The sequence below is a fragment of the Pseudomonas sp. AM14(2022) genome, assembly GCF_036346455.1.
Lineage (GTDB): Bacteria > Pseudomonadota > Gammaproteobacteria > Pseudomonadales > Pseudomonadaceae > Aquipseudomonas > Aquipseudomonas putida_A.
In genome coordinates this window covers 1-18,516 of the sequence record NZ_JAOTNY010000030.1, presented here as the reverse complement: position 1 = coordinate 18,516, position 18,516 = coordinate 1, and the positions used below count along the sequence as shown (strand labels likewise).

Genomic DNA, 18,516 nt, shown 5'->3' with positions numbered 1-18,516 from the left:
CTGTCGAAAACTGCGTAACTCGTTGAATCTCAAGGAGTTTTACGTTTCGACTGCGCCGGAAGTGGGGCGAATTATAGACTTCCAGAATCTGCCGTCAACCGCTTTTTTCACATTTCTGTCATATCGGTCAAAAAAACACGAAAACACGAAGGCCGACCTCTAGAGGTCGGCCTTCGTCATGCCCTGCTACTTACAAGCTAGGGAAAGCAAACTGCGAAGCCTCATGGCTCGCACGCTGCGGCCAACGCTGAGTGATGGCCTTGCGACGGGTATAGAAGCGCACACCATCCGGGCCATAGGCATGCAGGTCGCCGAACAGCGAGCGCTTCCAGCCGCCGAAGCTGTGGTAAGCCACAGGAACCGGCAGCGGTACGTTGACGCCGACCATGCCGACTTCAATTTCGTCGCAGAACAGACGCGCCGCTTCACCATCACGGGTAAAGATGCAGGTGCCGTTACCGTATTCGTGATCGTTGATCAGCTTCATCGCCTCTTCCAGGCTGTTGACCCGAACCACGCACAACACCGGCCCGAAGATCTCTTCCTTATAGATGCGCATTTCAGGGGTAACGTTGTCGAACAGGCAGCCGCCGAGGAAGAAGCCCTCTTCGTTACCCGGAATGCTCAAGCCGCGACCATCGACGACCAAGGTCGCGCCCGCTGCCACACCGTCATCGACATAGCCGCTGACCTTGTCCCGCGCCTGACCGGTTACCAGTGGGCCCATGTCGAGACCGCACGAAGTGCCGGCACCGATTTTCAGCGCCTTGATCTGTGGAACCAGTTTCGCCACCAGCGCATCCGCTACCTGATCGCCGACACACACTGCGACCGAAATCGCCATGCAGCGCTCACCGCAAGAACCATAGGCCGCGCCCATCAGCGCGCTGACTGCGTTGTCCAGATCCGCATCCGGCATCAGCACCGCATGGTTCTTCGCACCGCCCAGTGCCTGAACGCGTTTACCGCGCTTGGTACCTTCGGCGTAGATGTATTCGGCAATCGGCGTCGAACCAACAAAGCTCAGCGCTTTGACTTCCGGCGCTTCAATCAGCGCGTCCACTGCAGTCTTGTCGCCATGCACCACGCTCAGCACGCCTTTCGGCAGACCGGCTTCGATCAGCAATTGAGCGATCAGCAGCGTCGAGCTTGGGTCACGCTCGGACGGTTTTAGGATAAAGCAGTTGCCGCAGACGATCGCCAGTGGGTACATCCACAGTGGCACCATCGCCGGGAAGTTGAATGGCGTGATACCTGCAACCACACCCAGTGGCTGGAAGTCCGACCAGGCGTCGATGTTCGGGCCGACGTTGCGGCTGTATTCGCCCTTGAGGATTTCCGGGGCGGCGCAGGCGAACTCGACGTTCTCGATACCGCGCTTCAGTTCACCGGCGGCGTCTTCGAGGGTCTTGCCGTGTTCTTCGCTGATCAATTGCGAGATGCGTGCTTCGTTCTGCTCCAGCAGTTGCTTGAAGCGGAACATCACCTGGGCACGCTTGGCCGGAGGGGTGTTGCGCCATGCCGGGAACGCAGCCTTGGCGGCGTCGATCGCGTGTTGAATGGTTTCGCGGGTGGCCAGCGGCAGCTTGTGGATCGCCTGACCGGTGGACGGGTTGAACACATCAACCGCGCGACCGTTCTCGGTCACCAGTTCGCCATTGATCAAATGCGGGATAACGCTCATCGAAAACTCCTGAATTCTTGTGTACAGACGCCCACATGGGGCGCCTGTTATTCGCAGGTATATATAGAGGGAAAAATCAGTCGAGCTTGTTCAGCACTTCGCCAACCGCGTCGAACAGACGATCGAGGTCTTGCGGCTTGCTGTTGAAAGTTGGGCCGAACTGCAGGGTGTCGCCGCCGAAGCGCACGTAGAACCCGGCTTTCCACAGGGCCATGCCCGCTTCGAACGGACGCACGATGGCGTCGCCATCACGATGGGCAATCTGGATCGCACCGGCCAGGCCGTAGTTACGGATGTCGATGACGTTCTTCGAACCTTTCAGACCGTGCAGGGCATTTTCGAAATGCGGTGCAACCTCGGCCACGCTCTGCACCAGGTTTTCCTTTTGCAGCAGGTCGAGTGCCGCCAGGCCAGCGGCGCACGCCACCGGGTGGGCCGAGTAGGTGTAGCCGTGGGGGAATTCCACCGCGTATTCCGGAGTCGGCTGATTCATGAAGGTCTGGTAGATCTCGGAGCTGGCAATCACTGCGCCCATCGGAATCGCGCCGTTGGTGACTTGCTTGGCGATGCACATCAGGTCCGGGGTCACGCCAAAGCTCTCGGCGCCGAACATCGAACCGGTGCGGCCGAAGCCGGTAATCACTTCGTCGAATACCAGCAGGATGTTGTGCTGATCGCAGATCTCGCGCAGACGCTTCAGGTAACCCTGAGGCGGAACCAGTACGCCAGCGGAACCGGCCATCGGTTCAACGAAGACCGCCGCGATGTTCGACGCGTCGTGCAGTTCGATCAACTTCAGCAGCTCATCGGCCAGAGCGATACCGCCCTGCTCCGGCATGCCACGGGAGAATGCGTTGCTGGCCAGCAGCGTGTGCGGCAGGTGATCGACATCCATCATCGCCTGACCGAACAGTTTACGGTTGCCGTTGACGCCGCCAAGGCTGGTACCGGCGATGTTCACACCGTGGTAGCCACGCGCACGGCCGATCATTTTGGTCTTGGTTGATTGACCTTTCAGGCGCCAGTAGGCACGAACCATCTTCACCGCAGTGTCGGCGCACTCGGAGCCGGAGTCGGTGAAGAACACGTGGTTCAGATTACCCGGAGTCAGCTCAGTGATTTTCTCGGCCAACTGGAATGACAGCGGATGACCGTACTGAAAGCCTGGCGAGTAATCGAGGGTGCCCAGTTGTCTGGATACCGCTTCCTGGATTTCCTTGCGGGTGTGCCCGGCGCCGCAAGTCCACAGACCGGACAGCGAATCGTAGATCTTGCGGCCCTTGTCATCGAACAGCCAGCTGCCTTCGGCACCCACGATCAGACGCGGGTCGCGCTGGAAGTTGCGGTTGGCGGTGTACGGCATCCAGTGCGCGTCCAGCTTCAGTTGGCTGGCCAGTGGCGACGGCGCGTTTTCAGGCATGTTCATCGGGCAAAACCTCGCAGGGCATAAGCATCAGGGAGATAAAAAGCGTTGTTGCAGCTAAGTTGCCACGGGGATAAAGTCGGTGAAATTCAACTCTTCTAACCTTCAGTTAGAACTTTGCTAAACATTGAGAACAATAAAATGAGCAGCCGCCGCGCCGATCCGCTGGCCCAGGTCAGTGATTTTGATATTCGCCTGCTGCGGATTTTCCGCAGCGTGGTGGAGTGCGGCGGCTTCTCGGCGGCGGAAACCGTGCTCGGCATCGGGCGCTCGGCGATCAGCCAGCAGATGAGCGATCTCGAACAGCGCCTTGGCCTGCGTTTGTGCCAACGCGGCCGCGCCGGGTTCTCGCTGACCGAAGAGGGCCGCGAGGTTTATCAGTCAGCGCTGCAACTGTTAAGTGCGCTGGAAAGTTTCCGCACCGAGGTCAATGGCCTGCACCAGCACCTGCGCGGCGAACTGATCATCGGCCTGACCGACAACCTCGTCACCCTGCCCCACATGCGCATCACCCATGCCCTCGCCCAGCTGAAGGAGCGCGGGCCGGACGTGCAGATCCAGATTCGTATGATCGCGCCCAATGAAGTCGAGCAAGGCGTACTCGATGGCCGCCTGCATGTCGGCGTGGTGCCGCAGGCCAGCGCACTGTCGGGGCTGGAATATCAGCCGTTGTACAGCGAACGCTCGCTGCTTTATTGCGCGGTCGGCCACCCGCTGTTCTATGTCGATGACAAGCAACTGGATGACGAACGCCTGAACAGCCAGGATGCGATTGCCCCGACCTTTCGTTTGCCGGCGGAGATTCAGGCGCATTACCAGGCACTCAACTGCACCGCCAGTGCGTCTGACCGTGAGGGCATGGCGTTCCTGATTTTGACCGGGCGTTATATCGGTTACCTGCCGGATCATTACGCCAGCCTGTGGGTGCAGCAAGGTCGCTTGCGTGCGCTGAAATCGACGACACGTTTTTATGATTTGAGTCTGGCATCGGTCACGCGCAAGGGGCGGCGCCCTCATTTGGTGCTGGAAAGTTTTCTGGAGAGTCTGGCGGCGACGCGTTGAAAAATTCTGCAAGGCCCGACAGATCGGGTTTTCAACCACAAAATCACTGAATAACCTGAGCAAGTGGACAGCTTTTTGCAAAGCAGGATCAACCCCGATCCTTCAACAAGAAGCCTTAAGCCATGCAGCCAGATTCTGAACCGTCCAGCGACCTGATCTACGGCCTCGACGACCGCCCAAAACCACCCGCCGCGATCCTCGCCGCCCTGCAACACGTGCTCGCCAGTTTCGTTGGCATCATCACCCCGCCGCTGGTGATCGGCTCGGCCCTCGGCCTGACCGCACACTTGCCGTACCTGATCAGCATGGCGCTGATGGTTTCCGGGGTCGGCACCTTTATTCAGGCGCGGCGGCCGTTCGGCATCGGCGCCGGGATGATCTGTTTGCAGGGCACCAGTTTCGCCTTTCTCGGCGCGGTGCTGTCGGCCGGGTTTCTGGTCAAGCAGCGTGGCGGCAGCCCGGAGGACATTCTGGCGATGATCTTCGGCGTGTGCTTTTTCGGCGCGGTGGTGCAGATCGTCCTCAGCCGTTTCATCGGTCAATTACGCCGGGTTGTTACGCCGCTAGTGACCGGGATCGTCATCACCCTGATCGGCGTCAGTCTGATCAAGGTCGGCATCACCGATCTGGGCGGTGGATTCAATGCGTCGGACTTCGGCGCGCCGGGCAATCTGGCGCTGGGGGTGTTCGTGTTGCTGACGATCATCCTGCTCAACCGCTCGAACACGCCGTGGGTGCGGCTGTCGGCCATCATTATCGGACTGCTGCTTGGCAGTCTGGCCGCGTGGTTCAGCGGGAAACTGGTTCCGCAGGCATTGCCTGACCTGCCGCTGGTGAGTCTTCCTGCACCGTTCAAGTTTGGTTTCAGCTTCGACTGGACGGCTTTCCTGCCGGTCGCGCTGATTTATCTGATCAGCACCATCGAAACCGTCGGCGACCTCACCGCCAACTGCATGCTCGCCCGCCAGCCGATCAGCGGCCCCTCTTATATAAGCCGACTGCGCGGCGGCGTGCTCGGTGACGGCGTGAGCTGCATGATCGCGGCCACTTTCAGCGCCTTCCCCAACACCACGTTTGCGCAGAACAACGGCGTGATCCAGTTGACCGGCGTGGCCAGCCGCTATGTCGGGCTGTACATCGGCGCGATTCTGTTTTGTCTTGGCCTGTTCCCCATGATCGGCGCGGTGCTGCAGCAGATCCCCAAACCGGTGCTCGGCGGCGCCACCCTGGTGATGTTCGGCAGCGTGGCGGCAGCCGGTGTTCGGATCCTCGCGCAGTCGCCGCTGGACCGACGCAGCATGCTGATCATCGCCACCTCGCTCGGCGTCGGCCTGGGCATTGCCGCGCAACCGAACCTTCTGCATCTGTTGCCGAAACTGGTGCAAAACCTGTTCGATTCGGCGATCACCAGCGGTGGCCTGACCGCGATCATCCTGTGCCTGTTGCTGCCGGAGGCGAAAACTACCCGCGTCGAATCCGCCGCAGCGCTGAACAAGATCGAACAGGCGTAACGGTTTTATTGCATCAGCACTTGTCGGATGCCTGTGGGTGCGCTATCAACGCAACTGGTTGCACCCACAGACAAACCGGAAGTGCCTATGACCTTTGAAGTCCCTGCTCACGGCGGCAAACCCGCCAGCCGCATTCGTCAGAAGAACGAAGAGACCATCCTCAAAGCCGCCGAAGACGAGTTCGCCCGTCACGGTTACAAAGGCACCAGCATGAACACCATCGCGCAGAATGCCGGGTTGCCCAAGGCGAACCTGCATTACTACTTCACCAACAAGCTTGGGTTGTACGTGGCGGTGCTGAGCAACATCATCGAGCTGTGGGACAGCACCTTCAACACCCTGACCGCCGAGGATGATCCGGCCGAAGCGCTGACCCGCTACATTCGCGCCAAGATGGAATTCTCCCGCCGCCAACCGCAAGCCTCGCGGATCTTTGCGATGGAAGTGATCAGCGGTGGCGAATGCCTGACCGAGTATTTCAACCAGGATTACCGCGCCTGGTTCCAGGGCCGCGCAGCCGTGTTCCAGGCCTGGATCGATGCCGGCAAGATGGACCCGGTGGATCCGGTGCACCTGATTTTCCTGCTGTGGGGCAGCACCCAGCATTACGCCGACTTCGCCACGCAGATCTGCCGCGTCAGCGGTCGCAGCAAGCTGACCAAGCAGGACATGGAAGACGCCGGCAACAACCTGATCCGCATCATTCTCAAAGGCTGCGGCCTCACCCCGACTATTTAAGACGTTTATGCCTTTCACCCTCAGCGGTTTTTGCGAGTACCGCGAAGAGATTCGCAAAAGCCGCTTCATCACCGTCGCCGCGCCGATCGCCAGCCCCGCCGACGCGCAGGCGTTCTTCGAACAACACAGCGACTTGAATGCCTCGCACAACTGCTGGGCGTGGAAACTCGGTGCGCAATACCACAGCAACGACGACGGCGAACCCGGCGGCACCGCCGGACGGCCGATTCTGGCGGCCATCGAAGCGCAGGATTGCGATCAGGTCGCGGTGCTGGTGATCCGCTGGTATGGCGGCATTCAACTGGGCACCGGCGGTTTGGCCCGAGCCTATGGCGGCGGCGCGAACAAGTGCCTGCAAGCGGCGGCAAAAGTCGAGTTGATCAGCCGGGTACCGCTCAGTTGCGCCTGCGGCTTTGCCGAGTTGGCGCTGGTGAAGCTGCGGGTGGCGGATCTGGGTGGTCTGGTGGTGGAAGAAAACTTCACCGCCAATGGCGTTGAGTTGCAGTTGGCGGTGGGTGAGGCGCAGATCGAGTTGCTGCAAACGCAGCTGGCGGATTTGAGTCGGGGGCGGATTGTGCTGCAGCGTTAGAAGAGCAAAAGATCGCAGCGTGCCGCAGCTCCTACATTGAAAATGTGCTCTCCCTGTAGGAGCTGCCGAAGGCTGCGATCTTTTAGGGCGTGGACGGATTTCTTTATTCCAGCAACTTGCCCACATCTGCTGTGCACCCGACTGTGGATAACCTGAGCACATATGGCTGTAACCCTTCTGTCACGTGGCTTTGCGCGATTTGCTCACTTTTCGTCCATTGCGCATGAAAAAAGAGAAATCCCACGTAAAAACAGATAGTTAGCGCTGTTTATCACCATTGGGAGATAGCACCGCAGCGCTTATGCCGAGGATTTCCAATTGCGCACAAATACTGTGGAACAACCTGTGGATAAGCCGTTCATGGCTGGCGCAGTAGCAGGTTCTGTATAGCTTCGACCCGGCTGCTCGTTTTTTAACCAGTTCGTCACGGTGCAAAAGTGGAGCCGGATCAACGGCTTTGCGCTGAATTGGTGCCCGCTCCCACTGCGTTTTTCAGCGCGAAGCTCTGCCGCCGGCACGCGGCAACAGTTACGGCGGGCGTTCCTGACTCAATGGCCAGGAAATTGCTTTATCCACAGGCACAACTCCAAGTCAGTCGAGCCTGTCATGCCAAGCCCAGATTCAACGCCGCGCCTGCAACTGCGCCAGATCAGCAAACGCTACCCCGGTTGCCTGGCCAATGACGCCATCGACCTGTGCATCGCGCCCGGGGAAATCCACGCGCTGCTCGGTGAGAACGGCGCGGGCAAAAGTACCTTGATGAAGATCATCTACGGCGTGACCCAGGCCGATACGGGGGAAATGCTCTGGCAGGGTCAGCGAGTAAATATTCGCAACCCGGCGCAGGCCCGGCAGTTGGGGATCGGCATGGTGTTCCAGCATTTCTCGCTGTTCGAAACCCTCAGCGTCGCGCAGAACATTGCTCTGGCAATGGGCGCCGAGGCCGGTACGCCGAAACAGCTTGAGCCGAAAATTCGCGAAGTGTCGCGCCGCTACGGCATGGCGCTGGAGCCGGAGCGACTTGTCCACAGCCTGTCAATTGGCGAGCGGCAACGGGTGGAGATCATTCGTTGCCTGATGCAGGACATTCGCCTGCTGATCCTCGACGAGCCGACGTCGGTGCTGACGCCACAAGAGGCCGACGAACTGTTCATCACCCTGCGCCGCCTCGCCGCCGAGGGCTGCAGCATTCTGTTTATCAGCCACAAGCTCGCGGAAGTGCGCGCGCTGTGCCATAGCGCCACGGTCTTGCGCGGCGGGCGGGTCGCCGGGCATTGCCGGCCGGCCGAATGCTCGGATCAGCAATTGGCGCAGATGATGGTTGGCGAAGCGGCGGCGTTGATCGGCGAATACCCGAAGGTCAGTGGCGGCGCGGACTTTCTACAGGTCAACGGCTTGAGCTGGCACAACCCCGATCCCTTCGGCTGCTCGTTGAGCGACATCAATCTGCAAGTGCGCGGCGGCGAAATCGTCGGCATCGCCGGGGTCGCGGGCAATGGCCAGGATGAGTTGCTCGCCCTGCTCAGCGGTGAACAAACACTGCCCCGCGACGGCGCGACAACGATTCGTTTCGCCGGGCAAGCGGTCGCCGATTTGCGCCCGGATGCGCGGCGCCAACTCGGTCTGGCGTTCGTCCCGGCAGAACGCCTGGGCCACGGCGCAGTGCCGGAACTGAGCCTTGCCGACAACGCCTTGCTCACGGCCTTTCAACAGGGGCTGGTGAGCAACGGTTTGATCGAGCGCAGCAAAGTCGAAGCCCTCGCCCAACAGATCATTCAGCGCTTCGGGGTGAAAACCCCGGGCACTCACGCGGCCGCGCGCAGCCTGTCCGGCGGCAATCTGCAGAAATTTATCCTCGGCCGGGAAATCCTCCAGCAACCGAAACTGCTGATCGCGGCGCACCCGACCTGGGGCGTGGACGTTGGCGCAGCGGCGACCATTCACCGCGCGCTGATTGCCCTGCGCGATGCCGGCGCGGCGATCCTGGTGATCTCCGAAGACCTCGACGAACTGTTCCAGATCAGCGACCGCCTCGGCGCCCTGTGCGCCGGGCGTCTGTCGCCGCTGCAGAACACCACCGACACCCTGCTGAGCGATGTCGGCGGCTGGATGGCCGGGCACATCAACCCCACGCATTCATCGGCCACGGCCTGACGGAGTTTCCCAACATGCTGCTTTCCCTCGAACCCCGTGGCCAGCAATCGCGCCTGATGCTGTGGTGCTCGCCATTGCTGGCGGCGCTGCTGACCCTCGGTTGCGGCTCGCTGCTGTTCATCGCCCTGGGGCATGATCCGCTGCAAACCTTGCACACGCTGTTGATCGCTCCGGTCAGCGATCTGTATGGCGTCTCCGAACTGCTGGTCAAGGCGCTGCCGATTCTGCTCTGCGCATTAGGCTTGGCGGTGGCTTATCAAGCGCGAATCTGGAACATCGGCGCCGAAGGCCAGTTACTGCTCGGTGCACTCGCCGGCAGTGCCTTGGCGGTGAACATCATCGACCTGCAAAGCCGTTGGGCGCTGGTGCTGATTCTACTCACCGGCACCTTCGCCGGCGCCGCTTGGGCCGGGCTGACGGCATGGCTGCGCACGCGCTTCAACGCCAATGAAATCCTCACCAGCATCATGCTCAATTACATCGCGCTGAACCTGTTGCTGTTCTGCGTGCACGGGCCGCTGAAGGATCCGGCCGGCTACAACTTTCCCGAGTCGGCGATGTTCGGCGACGCCAGTCGCCTGCCGCTGCTGATGGAGGATGGCCGAGTGCACGCCGGGGTGTATTTCGCTTTGCTCGCACTGGTTGCGGTGTGGGTGTTGTTGCAGAAAAGCTTCGTCGGTTTCCAGATCAAAGTGCTCGGTCTGGATAAACGTGCCGCAGGTTTTGTCGGCTTTCGCGAGAAGCATCTGATCTGGCTCGCGCTGTTGATCAGCGGTGGTTTGGCCGGGCTCGCCGGGGTTTGCGAAGTGACCGGGCCGATCGGGCAATTGGTGCCGCAAGTCTCGCCGGGCTATGGCTATGCAGCAATCACCGTGGCGTTTCTCGGGCGGTTGAACCCGATCGGGATTCTGTTCTCCAGCCTGCTGATGGCGCTGCTGTACATCGGCGGTGAAAGCGCGCAAATGACCCTCAATCTGCCGCAAGCCATCACCCAACTGTTTCAGGGAATGATGCTGTTTTTCCTGCTGGCCTGCGACGTGCTGATTCTTTATCGGCCACGCCTGAAACTGCGCTGGACACGGCGCGCATCGACCACCGCCGTAACCGCCGGAGCGCTGTGATGGATATCGACCTGCTGAGCAATATTTTCTACGCCATGGTGCGTTGCGGCACGCCGCTGTTGTTGGTGGCGCTGGGTGAGTTGATCTGCGAAAAGAGCGGCGTGCTCAACCTCGGCCAGGAAGGAATGATGCTGTTTGGCGCGGTGATCGGTTTTATCGTCGCCCTTAACAGCGGCAACTTGTGGCTCGGCGTGTTGTTGGCGATGCTCGCGGGAATGTTGTTGTCATCGCTGTTTGCCCTGGTGGCGCTGGTGTTCAATGCCAATCAGGTAGCGACCGGGCTGGCGCTGACGATCTTCGGCGTGGGCCTGTCGACCTTTGTCGGTGCAGCGTGGGTCGGCAAGCCGTTGGCCGGATTCGAGCCGTTGGCGATTCCGTACTTGAGTGAGATTCCGCTGATCGGGCGCATGCTGTTTGCTCAGGACTTGCTGGTGTACCTGTCGTTCGCGCTGTTTGCGCTGGTGGCTTGGGTGATCATCAAAAGCCGTGTCGGGCTGATCATTCAGGCCGTTGGTGAGAACCCGGACGCGGCCAGTGCGATGGGCCTGCCGGTGCTGACCGTGCGCACGCTGGCGGTGCTGTTCGGCGGGGCGATGGCCGGTTTGGCCGGGGCCTATCTGTCGCTGGCGTACACGCCGATGTGGGCCGAGAACATGACCGCCGGACGCGGCTGGATTGCCTTGGCGCTGGTGGTGTTTGCCAGTTGGCGGGTGTGGCGCTTGTTGCTCGGGGCTTATCTGTTTGGCCTCGCCAGCATCCTGCATCTGGTGGCGCAGGGCTTGGGGCTGGCGATTCCGTCGAGTCTGCTGGCGATGCTGCCGTATGTGGCGACGATTGTGGTGTTGGTGCTGTTGTCACGGGATGCCGTTCGTACCCGGTTGTATGCGCCGGTGTCGTTGGGGCAGCCGTGGCAGGCGGGGCATTAAAGCGATGACCCTGCCGGCCTCTTCGCGAGCAAGCCCGCTCCCACAGTGTGGTGTTGTGTACCTGATTTGCGAACACCGCTGAGCGTCCTGGGAAATTTGACAAGCAACCGCGCTAAAGCCTGGAGTATGCTCCGGGCTCAACAGCTCTTTTGAGACCCGGCTCGATGTGCTGCGACGAGCGTTGCAACAACGACTCGGTCAGGCGTGTCCATTGAATCCGTGAACCGTAACTTTCAAGGAATTCCGTCATGTCCCAGGCAAAACACGCACTGATCATCGGCGCCTCCCGCGGCTTGGGCCTCGGGCTGGTGAAAACCCTGCTGGCCGACGGCTGGCAAGTGACCGCTACCGTGCGCAATCCGCAAAAGGCCGAGGCGCTGCAAGCGCTGGGCAAGGTGCGGATCGAGAAACTCGACATGGACGACCAGCAAGCGGTGATCGCCCTGAGCCAGCAGCTCAAGGGCGAGACCTTCGACCTGCTGTTCGTCAACGCCGGGGTCAAAGGTCCGGAGGTGCAAACCCCGGGTGGCGCGACACTGGCCGAAGTCGGGCAACTGTTTTTCACCAACGCCGTGGCGCCGATCAACCTGGCGCAACGCTTCGTCGGGCAGATCCGCGATGGCAGCGGCGTGCTGGCGTTCATGAGTTCCGGCCTGGGCAGCGTCACCGTACCCGACGCCCCGGAGCTGGCGCTGTACAAGGCGAGCAAGGCCGCGCTGAATTCGATGACCAACAGTTTTGTCACCCAGTTGGGCGAACAGAAACTCACCGTGCTGTCGCTGCATCCGGGCTGGGTGAAGACGGATATGGGCGGTGAAGGCGCTGACCTCGATGTGGAGACCAGCACTCGCGGGCTGATTGATCAGGTGAATGCGTACACCGGCAAGGGCGGGCATCACTTCATCAACTACAAGGGTGAAACCATTCCCTGGTAAGCACCACAGATCTTCCCTGTAGGAGTGAGCCTGCTCGCGATCGCAGTGTGTCCGTCACCGATGATATTGAATGAAAGACCGCTATCGCGAGCAGGCTCACTCCTACAAGGGGATGGTGGTGTCCTGTCGGGTTGGGCTTGCCCGATCCGGCGATTTGTTTGAAACTCCGCACCTCGTCCTTCGCGGCGACCCTGGATCAGCAGACAGGGCAACACTGAGCTGGCAACCCTGAACCCCACTTTCAGAGGAGCCGGCCACAATGCCTGCGACCCGTACCTGGTTAAAAAACCCCCTCGCCATTTTCACGGCCAACGCGCTTGATGCCCGTGGCGGTCTGGTGCTGCAAGACGGCGTGATCGTCGAAGTGCTGGCGGCCGGTCAGCAACCGTCCGCGCCGTGCAACGAAGTGTTCGATGCCCGCGAGCATGTGATCCTGCCGGGCCTGATCAACACCCATCACCACTTCTATCAAACCCTGACTCGCGCCTGGGCGCCGGTGGTCAATCAGCCGTTGTTCCCGTGGCTGAAAACCCTGTACCCGGTGTGGGCACGGCTGACCCCGGAAAAACTCGCCCTCGCGACGAAAGTGGCTTTGGCTGAACTGCTGCTGTCAGGTTGCACCACCGCCGCCGACCACCACTACCTGTTCCCGGACGGTCTGGAAAACGCCATCGACGTGCAAGTCGACACCGTGCGTGAACTGGGCATGCGCGCCATGCTCACACGCGGTTCGATGAGCCTCGGCGAGAAGGACGGCGGCCTGCCGCCGCAGCAGACCGTGCAGGAAGGTCAGGTGATTCTCGACGACAGCCAGCGCCTGATTCACGAGTACCACGAGCGCGGCGATGGTGCGCAGATCCAGATCGCTCTGGCGCCTTGCTCGCCCTTTTCGGTGACCCCGGAAATCATGTCGGCCAGCGCCGAACTGGCGAATAAACTCGACGTGCGCCTGCACACGCACTTGGCGGAAACCCTCGACGAAGAGGATTTCTGCCTGCAACGTTTCGGCCTGCGCACCGTGGATTATCTGGACAGCGTCGGCTGGCTCGGCCCACGCACCTGGCTGGCCCATGGCATCCACTTCAACCCGGATGAAATCGCTCGCCTCGGCCAGGCCGGCACCGGTATCTGCCATTGCCCGAGTTCGAACATGCGTCTGGCCTCCGGCATCTGCCCGAGCATCGATCTGACCGATGCTGGTGCGTTGTTCGGTCTGGGCGTGGACGGTTCGGCCTCGAACGACGCGTCGAACATGATTCTCGAAGCGCGGCAGGCGTTGTACATCCAGCGTCTGCGTTACGGCGCCGAGAAGATCACCCCGGAACGCGTGCTCGGCTGGGCAACCAAAGGCTCGGCGAGCCTGTTGGGACGTACCGACATTGGTGAACTGGCGCTGGGCAAGCAGGCGGATCTGGCGTTGTTCAAGCTCGATGAGCTGCGTTTCTCGGGCAGCCATGATCCGATTTCGGCGCTGCTGTTGTGCGGTGCCGATCGTGCGGATCGAGTGATGATTGGCGGCAAGTGGCGGGTGGTGGACGGCCAGGTTGAAGGGCTTGATCTCAAAGGCCTGATCGCCGATCACAGCCAGGCGGCTCGGCAGTTGATCGCCGGCACCTGAACCCAACACTAAACCCTGTGGGAGCGGGCTTGCTCGCGAAGGCGGTGTGTCATGCAGTTTCAAGCTGCCTGATACACCGCCTTCGCGAGCAAGCCCGCTCCCACATTTGGATTTGTGTAGGTCCTTAAAGGCCGAGCAGGGACAGCATGATAAACGTCGCAAACAGCACAAAGTGAGTCATGCCTTCGATGGCATTGGTCTCGCCGTCATTCAGGTTGATCGCACTGACAATCAGCGTGATGAAGATCATCACCGTCTGCACCGGGGTCATCGCCATCTGAAACGGCTGACCGGTGTACAGCGCCATCGCTTCCATCACCGGCACGGTGAGGATCACCGTCGACAGTGACGCGCCCATCGCAATGTTCACCACCGATTGCATGCGGTTGGCCAACGCGGCACGCAACGCCGTCAGAATCTCCGGCGCCGCGGAAATCGCCGCCACCAGAATCGCCGTGATCACCGGCGGTGCACCGGTACCTTCCAGGCCCAGATCGAGGGTCTTGGACATCACTTCGGCCAGAGCGCCGATCACCACCACGCCGAACACCAGAATGCCGATCGACCAGGTCAGGCTCAGCGGTTTCGGTTCATCTTCCACCGGCTCTTTCTTGCGGCGTTTATCCGGGTAGCTGTAGCTGAAAAAGTAACTGTGCGGCCCGACCTGCATGCGCAGGAACAGCGCGTAAAGCACCACCATCGCACCGATGGTGAACGCTGAATAAATCTTCCAGTTGGCCGCCGGAATAAACTCCGGCACCACCATCGATACGCCCATGGCGGTGAGAATCATCACGCTGTAGCTGCGTGCCGAATCATCGTTGTACGACTGCTCGCCGTGCTTGAGCCCGCCCATCAACGCGGCGAGGCCGAGGATGCCGTTGATGTCGAGCATCACCGCCGAATAGATCGTGTCCCGCACCAGCGTGGCGGACGCCTCGTTGCTCATCATGATCGCCAGGATCACCACTTCCACCAGCACCGCAGCGAGGGTCAGGATCATCGTGCCGTAGGGGTCGCCGACTTTTTCTGCGAGCAGTTCGGCATGATGGGCGACGCGCATCGACGCGGCGACGATGAAGGCGATCAGCACCAGACCGCAGACCAGCGCGACGATCTGCCCGCTGTGGAGCATCCAGTGTTCCAGCGGATAAGCGATGCACGCGGCAATCACCGCCAGCAGCAGAAAGCTTTCTTGCTTGAGGATCGTGAGCATGGCGGGCCTTTTTGCCGAGAGATTCGAATGAGCTACTGACTGCGGCGCGGCGCTAACGTTTCGTTACACCTTAGCGCACCAGTGGATGGCAGCTGGTTCAGGCATGCACTTTTATCGGCCTTGCCGGCCTCTTCGCGAGCAGGCTCGCTCCCACATTTGATCGCGTTTCCCTGTGGGAGCGGGCTTGCTCGCGAAGGCCGCACCTCGGTTTCGGATTGTTTGTTGTCCTGTTGGTCAGCAATTTGCATTGCCCCTGACCACACACAACAAAATGGAGCTCCAATTCATGCAAATACGTCCGCTGCACAAACTGCTGTGCGCCGCCATCGGCCTGGGGATCAGCCTGAGCGCCAGCGCTGCCGATCCGCTGAAGGTCGGTTTCGTCTACATCGGCCCGATTGGCGACCACGGCTGGACGTATCAGCATGAACAGGGGCGCAAAGCGCTGGCGGAGAAATTCGGCGCGCAGATCAGCACCAATTACGTCGAGAACGTGGCCGAGGGCGCCGACGCCGAGCGGGTGATCCGCAACATGGCCAAGGACAACTACGACCTGATCTTCACCACCTCCTTCGGCTACATGAACCCGACGCTGAAAGTCGCCAAACAGTTTCCCAAGGTCACCTTCGAACACGCCACCGGCTACAAGCAGGACAAGAACCTCGGCACCTATCTCGCGCGCACCTACGAGGGTCGTTACGTCGGCGGCTTCCTCGCGGCGAAGATGACCAAGAGCAAGAAGGTCGGTTACGTCGCCTCGTTCCCGATTCCGGAAGTGATCCGCGACATCAACGCCATCCAGCTGGCGCTGAACAAGTACAACCCCGGCACCGAGATCAAAGTGGTGTGGGTCAACTCGTGGTTCGACCCGGGCAAGGAAGCCGACGCCGCCAACGCCCTGATCGATCAGGGTGTGGACGTAGTGTTCCAGCACACCGACAGCCCGGCGCCGATTCAGGCCGCCGAACGGCGTGGCGTGTACGCCGTGGGTTACGCCTCGGACATGGCGCACTTCGGCCCGAAAGCGGTGCTGACTTCGATCGTCAACGACTGGGCACCGCACTACATTCAGGCGACCCAGAGCGTGATCGACCACAGCTGGAAATCCCAGGACTACTGGGGCGGGCTGAAGGAAGGCACGGTTGAACTGCCGATCAGCGATCTGGTTCCGGCACCGGTGAAAGCCGAGGCCGAGCAGATCATTGCCGACATCAAGAGCGGTAAGTTGCAACCGTTCACCGGGCCGATCAAGGATCAGGCCGGCGTGGAGAAGATCCCTGCTGGGGTGAGCGCAACCAATGCCGAATTGGCGTCGATGAACTATTACGTGGAAGGGATGAAGGCAGAGATGCCGAAGTAATTCCGGCCCCACCACCATTCCCCTGTGGGAGCGGGCTTGCTCGCGAAAGCGGTGTATCAGCCAACGCATGTATTGACTGACACGGCCCCTTCGCGAGCAAGCCCGCTCCCACATTTGGATCTTCAGTGTTCTCAAGGATTGTGTATGGATCAGCTCCCGATCATCGACATCTCACCGCTCTACACCAACGACCAAAACGCCTGGCCCGCCGTCGCCGCACAGATCGACCAGGCCTGCCGCGAATGGGGCTTTTTCTACATCAAGGGCCACCCGATTTCCGCACAGCGCATCGACTCGCTGCTCGACCACGCCCAGCGTTTTTTTGCGCAACCGACCGAAGAAAAACTCAGGATCGACATCACCCAGACCCGCCACCATCGCGGCTACGGCGCCATCGCCACCGAACAGCTCGACCCGGACAAACCCAGCGACCTCAAGGAAACCTTCGACATGGGCCTGCACTTGCCGGCGGATCATCCCGAGGTGCTCGCGGAAAAACCGCTGCGCGGGCCGAATCGTCATCCGCCAATAGCCGGTTGGGAAACGCTGCTGGAGCAGCATTACCTCGACATGCAGGCGCTCGCGCAAACTCTGCTGCGGGCGATGACGATTGCGCTGGGGATCGAACGCGACTTCTTCGATTCGCGCTTCGTTGAGCCGGTCAGCGTGCTGCGGCTGATCCACTACCCACCACGCCACACCGCCAGCAGCGCCGAACAGCAAGGCGCCGGAGCGCACACCGATTACGGCTGCATCACCCTGCTCTACCAGGACAGCGCCGGCGGCCTGCAAGTGAAGAACATCAACGGTGAATGGATCGACGCGCCACCGATTGACGGCACCTTCGTGGTCAACCTCGGCGACATGATGGCGCGCTGGAGCAACGACCGTTATCGCTCGACCCCGCACCGGGTGATCAGCCCGCTGGGGGTGGATCGCTATTCGATGCCGTTCTTCGCCGAGCCGCACCCGGACACCCGCATCGAATGCCTGCCCGGTTGCCAGGACGCACAGCATCCGGCGAAATATCCGACCACTACATGCGCCGAATTCCTGCTGTCGCGCTTCGCTGATACCTACGCCTATCGGCGCGAGCCGCAAGCGGTGTGATGGATCGCTTGGTCAGGTTTTGCCAATTGTTTCGGCGCGCATCTGTAGAATGGCCGCCATCTGCACCTGATGAGAAAAGAATATGTACGATTGGCTCAACGCCCTGCCCAAGGCCGAACTGCACCTGCATCTGGAAGGCTCGCTGGAGCCTGAGTTGCTGTTCGCCCTGGCCGAACGCAACAAGATCGCCCTGCCGTGGAGCGATGTCGAAACCCTGCGCAAGGCCTACGCCTTCAACAACCTGCAGGAATTCCTCGACCTGTATTACCAGGGCGCCGACGTGCTGCGCACCTCGCAGGACTTCTACGACCTGACCTGGGCCTACCTGCTGCGCTGCAAAGCGCAGAACGTGATTCACACCGAACCGTTCTTCGATCCGCAGACCCACACCGACCGTGGCATCCCGTTCGAAGTGGTACTCAACGGCATCGCCGCGGCACTCAAGGATGGCGAACAGCAACTGGGCATCACCAGCGGTTTGATCCTGAGCTTCCTGCGCCACCTGAGCGAAGACGAAGCACAGAAAACCCTCGATCAGGCGCTGCCGTTCCGTGATGCGTTTGTCGCCGTCGGTCTCGACAGCTCCGAGATGGGTCACCCGCCAAGCAAGTTCCAGCGTGTGTTCGACCGCGCCCGCCACGAGGGTTTCCTGACCGTCGCCCACGCCGGTGAAGAAGGCCCGCCGGAGTACATCTGGGAAGCCATCGACCTGCTGAAGATCCAGCGTATCGACCATGGCGTACGCGCCATCGAAGACGAGCGCCTGATGCAGCGGATCATCGACGAGCAGATCCCGTTGACCGTGTGCCCGCTGTCGAACACCAAGCTCTGCGTGTTCGATCACATGTCGCAGCACAACATCCTCGACATGCTAGAGCGTGGGGTGAAGGTCACCGTCAACTCCGATGACCCGGCGTACTTCGGCGGCTACGTCACCGAGAACTTCCATGCGCTGCATGAACACCTGGGCATGACCCAGGATCAGGCCAAGCGCCTGGCGCAGAACAGCCTGGATGCGCGTCTGGTAAAACCGTAAGTACAAAGCAAATCCTCTGTGGGAGCGGGCTTG

The 18,516-nt window shown here is 60.8% G+C and carries 15 protein-coding genes; 12 read left to right on the top strand and 3 right to left on the bottom strand.

The features are described 5' to 3' along the window. Positions 1–190: 190 nt before the first annotated feature. Positions 191–1,684 (bottom strand): CoA-acylating methylmalonate-semialdehyde dehydrogenase, encoded by a 1,494-nt coding sequence (locus V3W27_RS27800; protein WP_027613649.1) that lies wholly within the window; start codon positions 1,682–1,684, stop codon positions 191–193. Between the two features lie 76 nt (positions 1,685–1,760). Then, positions 1,761–3,110 (bottom strand): aspartate aminotransferase family protein, encoded by a 1,350-nt coding sequence (locus tag V3W27_RS27795; protein ID WP_183783552.1) that lies wholly within the window; start codon positions 3,108–3,110, stop codon positions 1,761–1,763. A 138-nt stretch (positions 3,111–3,248) separates the two neighbouring features. Here V3W27_RS27795 and V3W27_RS27790 point away from each other — a divergent pair, with 138 nt between their 5' ends. The 9 genes from V3W27_RS27790 (at position 3,249) to V3W27_RS27750 (ending at position 13,761) form a co-directional block, all read left to right on the top strand. Further along, entirely contained in the window at positions 3,249–4,169 is a 921-nt protein-coding gene (locus V3W27_RS27790; protein WP_095138239.1) for a LysR family transcriptional regulator, read from the top strand. A 122-nt stretch (positions 4,170–4,291) separates the two neighbouring features. Then, on the top strand, positions 4,292–5,680 hold the full coding sequence (locus tag V3W27_RS27785) for a uracil-xanthine permease family protein (protein ID WP_330208043.1): 1,389 nt from the start codon (positions 4,292–4,294) through the stop codon (positions 5,678–5,680). 87 nt (positions 5,681–5,767) lie between these two features. Beyond that, a complete protein-coding gene (locus V3W27_RS27780) occupies positions 5,768–6,418 on the top strand; it encodes a TetR/AcrR family transcriptional regulator (protein WP_027613646.1) in 651 nt (216 codons plus the stop codon). A gap of 7 nt (positions 6,419–6,425) precedes the next feature. After that, entirely contained in the window at positions 6,426–7,007 is a 582-nt protein-coding gene (locus V3W27_RS27775; RefSeq protein ID WP_330208042.1) for an IMPACT family protein, read from the top strand. 606 nt (positions 7,008–7,613) lie between these two features. Then, positions 7,614–9,161, top strand: a complete 1,548-nt coding sequence (locus V3W27_RS27770) for an ABC transporter ATP-binding protein (protein WP_139053428.1) — start codon at positions 7,614–7,616, stop codon at positions 9,159–9,161. Positions 9,162–9,175: 14 nt separating this feature from the next. Next, positions 9,176–10,282: an ABC transporter permease gene (locus V3W27_RS27765; RefSeq protein WP_097089944.1), complete on the top strand. Its 1,107-nt coding sequence runs from the start codon at positions 9,176–9,178 to the stop codon at positions 10,280–10,282. Then, complete coding sequence (locus V3W27_RS27760) at positions 10,282–11,208, top strand: ABC transporter permease (protein ID WP_003221385.1); 927 nt, start codon at positions 10,282–10,284, stop codon at positions 11,206–11,208. The genes V3W27_RS27765 and V3W27_RS27760 overlap by 1 nt, the downstream gene beginning before the upstream one ends. A gap of 248 nt (positions 11,209–11,456) precedes the next feature. Beyond that, complete coding sequence (locus tag V3W27_RS27755; protein WP_041067945.1) at positions 11,457–12,143, top strand: SDR family oxidoreductase; 687 nt, start codon at positions 11,457–11,459, stop codon at positions 12,141–12,143. A 259-nt stretch (positions 12,144–12,402) separates the two neighbouring features. Beyond that, a complete protein-coding gene (locus V3W27_RS27750; RefSeq protein WP_097089943.1) occupies positions 12,403–13,761 on the top strand; it encodes an 8-oxoguanine deaminase in 1,359 nt (452 codons plus the stop codon). A gap of 124 nt (positions 13,762–13,885) precedes the next feature. Here V3W27_RS27750 and V3W27_RS27745 read toward each other — a convergent pair whose 3' ends face one another. Next, positions 13,886–14,977, bottom strand: coding sequence for a calcium:proton antiporter (locus tag V3W27_RS27745; protein WP_098967080.1), 1,092 nt, complete (start codon positions 14,975–14,977; stop codon positions 13,886–13,888). Between the two features lie 286 nt (positions 14,978–15,263). Between V3W27_RS27745 and V3W27_RS27740 the strand changes: the two genes are divergently transcribed. From V3W27_RS27740 to V3W27_RS27730, 3 genes are all read left to right on the top strand, one after another. Then, entirely contained in the window at positions 15,264–16,337 is a 1,074-nt protein-coding gene (locus V3W27_RS27740; RefSeq protein WP_210556602.1) for a BMP family ABC transporter substrate-binding protein, read from the top strand. Positions 16,338–16,481: 144 nt separating this feature from the next. Beyond that, positions 16,482–17,447, top strand: coding sequence for a 2-oxoglutarate and iron-dependent oxygenase domain-containing protein (locus V3W27_RS27735; RefSeq protein WP_330208041.1), 966 nt, complete (start codon positions 16,482–16,484; stop codon positions 17,445–17,447). A gap of 82 nt (positions 17,448–17,529) precedes the next feature. After that, positions 17,530–18,483, top strand: a complete 954-nt coding sequence (locus V3W27_RS27730; protein WP_003221371.1) for an adenosine deaminase — start codon at positions 17,530–17,532, stop codon at positions 18,481–18,483. Positions 18,484–18,516: the final 33 nt, after the last annotated feature.

Coding starts and splice junctions, on each gene's coding strand:
- V3W27_RS27780 (WP_027613646.1), top strand. CDS start 5,768: ATGACCTTTGAAGTCCCTGCTCACGGCGGCAAACCCGCCAGCCGCATT.
- V3W27_RS27770 (WP_139053428.1), top strand. CDS start 7,614: ATGCCAAGCCCAGATTCAACGCCGCGCCTGCAACTGCGCCAGATCAGC.
- V3W27_RS27800 (WP_027613649.1), bottom strand. CDS start 1,684: ATGAGCGTTATCCCGCATTTGATCAATGGCGAACTGGTGACCGAGAAC.
- V3W27_RS27795 (WP_183783552.1), bottom strand. CDS start 3,110: ATGAACATGCCTGAAAACGCGCCGTCGCCACTGGCCAGCCAACTGAAG.
- V3W27_RS27760 (WP_003221385.1), top strand. CDS start 10,282: ATGGATATCGACCTGCTGAGCAATATTTTCTACGCCATGGTGCGTTGC.
- V3W27_RS27790 (WP_095138239.1), top strand. CDS start 3,249: ATGAGCAGCCGCCGCGCCGATCCGCTGGCCCAGGTCAGTGATTTTGAT.
- V3W27_RS27740 (WP_210556602.1), top strand. CDS start 15,264: ATGCAAATACGTCCGCTGCACAAACTGCTGTGCGCCGCCATCGGCCTG.
- V3W27_RS27730 (WP_003221371.1), top strand. CDS start 17,530: ATGTACGATTGGCTCAACGCCCTGCCCAAGGCCGAACTGCACCTGCAT.
- V3W27_RS27750 (WP_097089943.1), top strand. CDS start 12,403: ATGCCTGCGACCCGTACCTGGTTAAAAAACCCCCTCGCCATTTTCACG.
- V3W27_RS27785 (WP_330208043.1), top strand. CDS start 4,292: ATGCAGCCAGATTCTGAACCGTCCAGCGACCTGATCTACGGCCTCGAC.
- V3W27_RS27765 (WP_097089944.1), top strand. CDS start 9,176: ATGCTGCTTTCCCTCGAACCCCGTGGCCAGCAATCGCGCCTGATGCTG.
- V3W27_RS27735 (WP_330208041.1), top strand. CDS start 16,482: ATGGATCAGCTCCCGATCATCGACATCTCACCGCTCTACACCAACGAC.
- V3W27_RS27755 (WP_041067945.1), top strand. CDS start 11,457: ATGTCCCAGGCAAAACACGCACTGATCATCGGCGCCTCCCGCGGCTTG.
- V3W27_RS27745 (WP_098967080.1), bottom strand. CDS start 14,977: ATGCTCACGATCCTCAAGCAAGAAAGCTTTCTGCTGCTGGCGGTGATT.
- V3W27_RS27775 (WP_330208042.1), top strand. CDS start 6,426: ATGCCTTTCACCCTCAGCGGTTTTTGCGAGTACCGCGAAGAGATTCGC.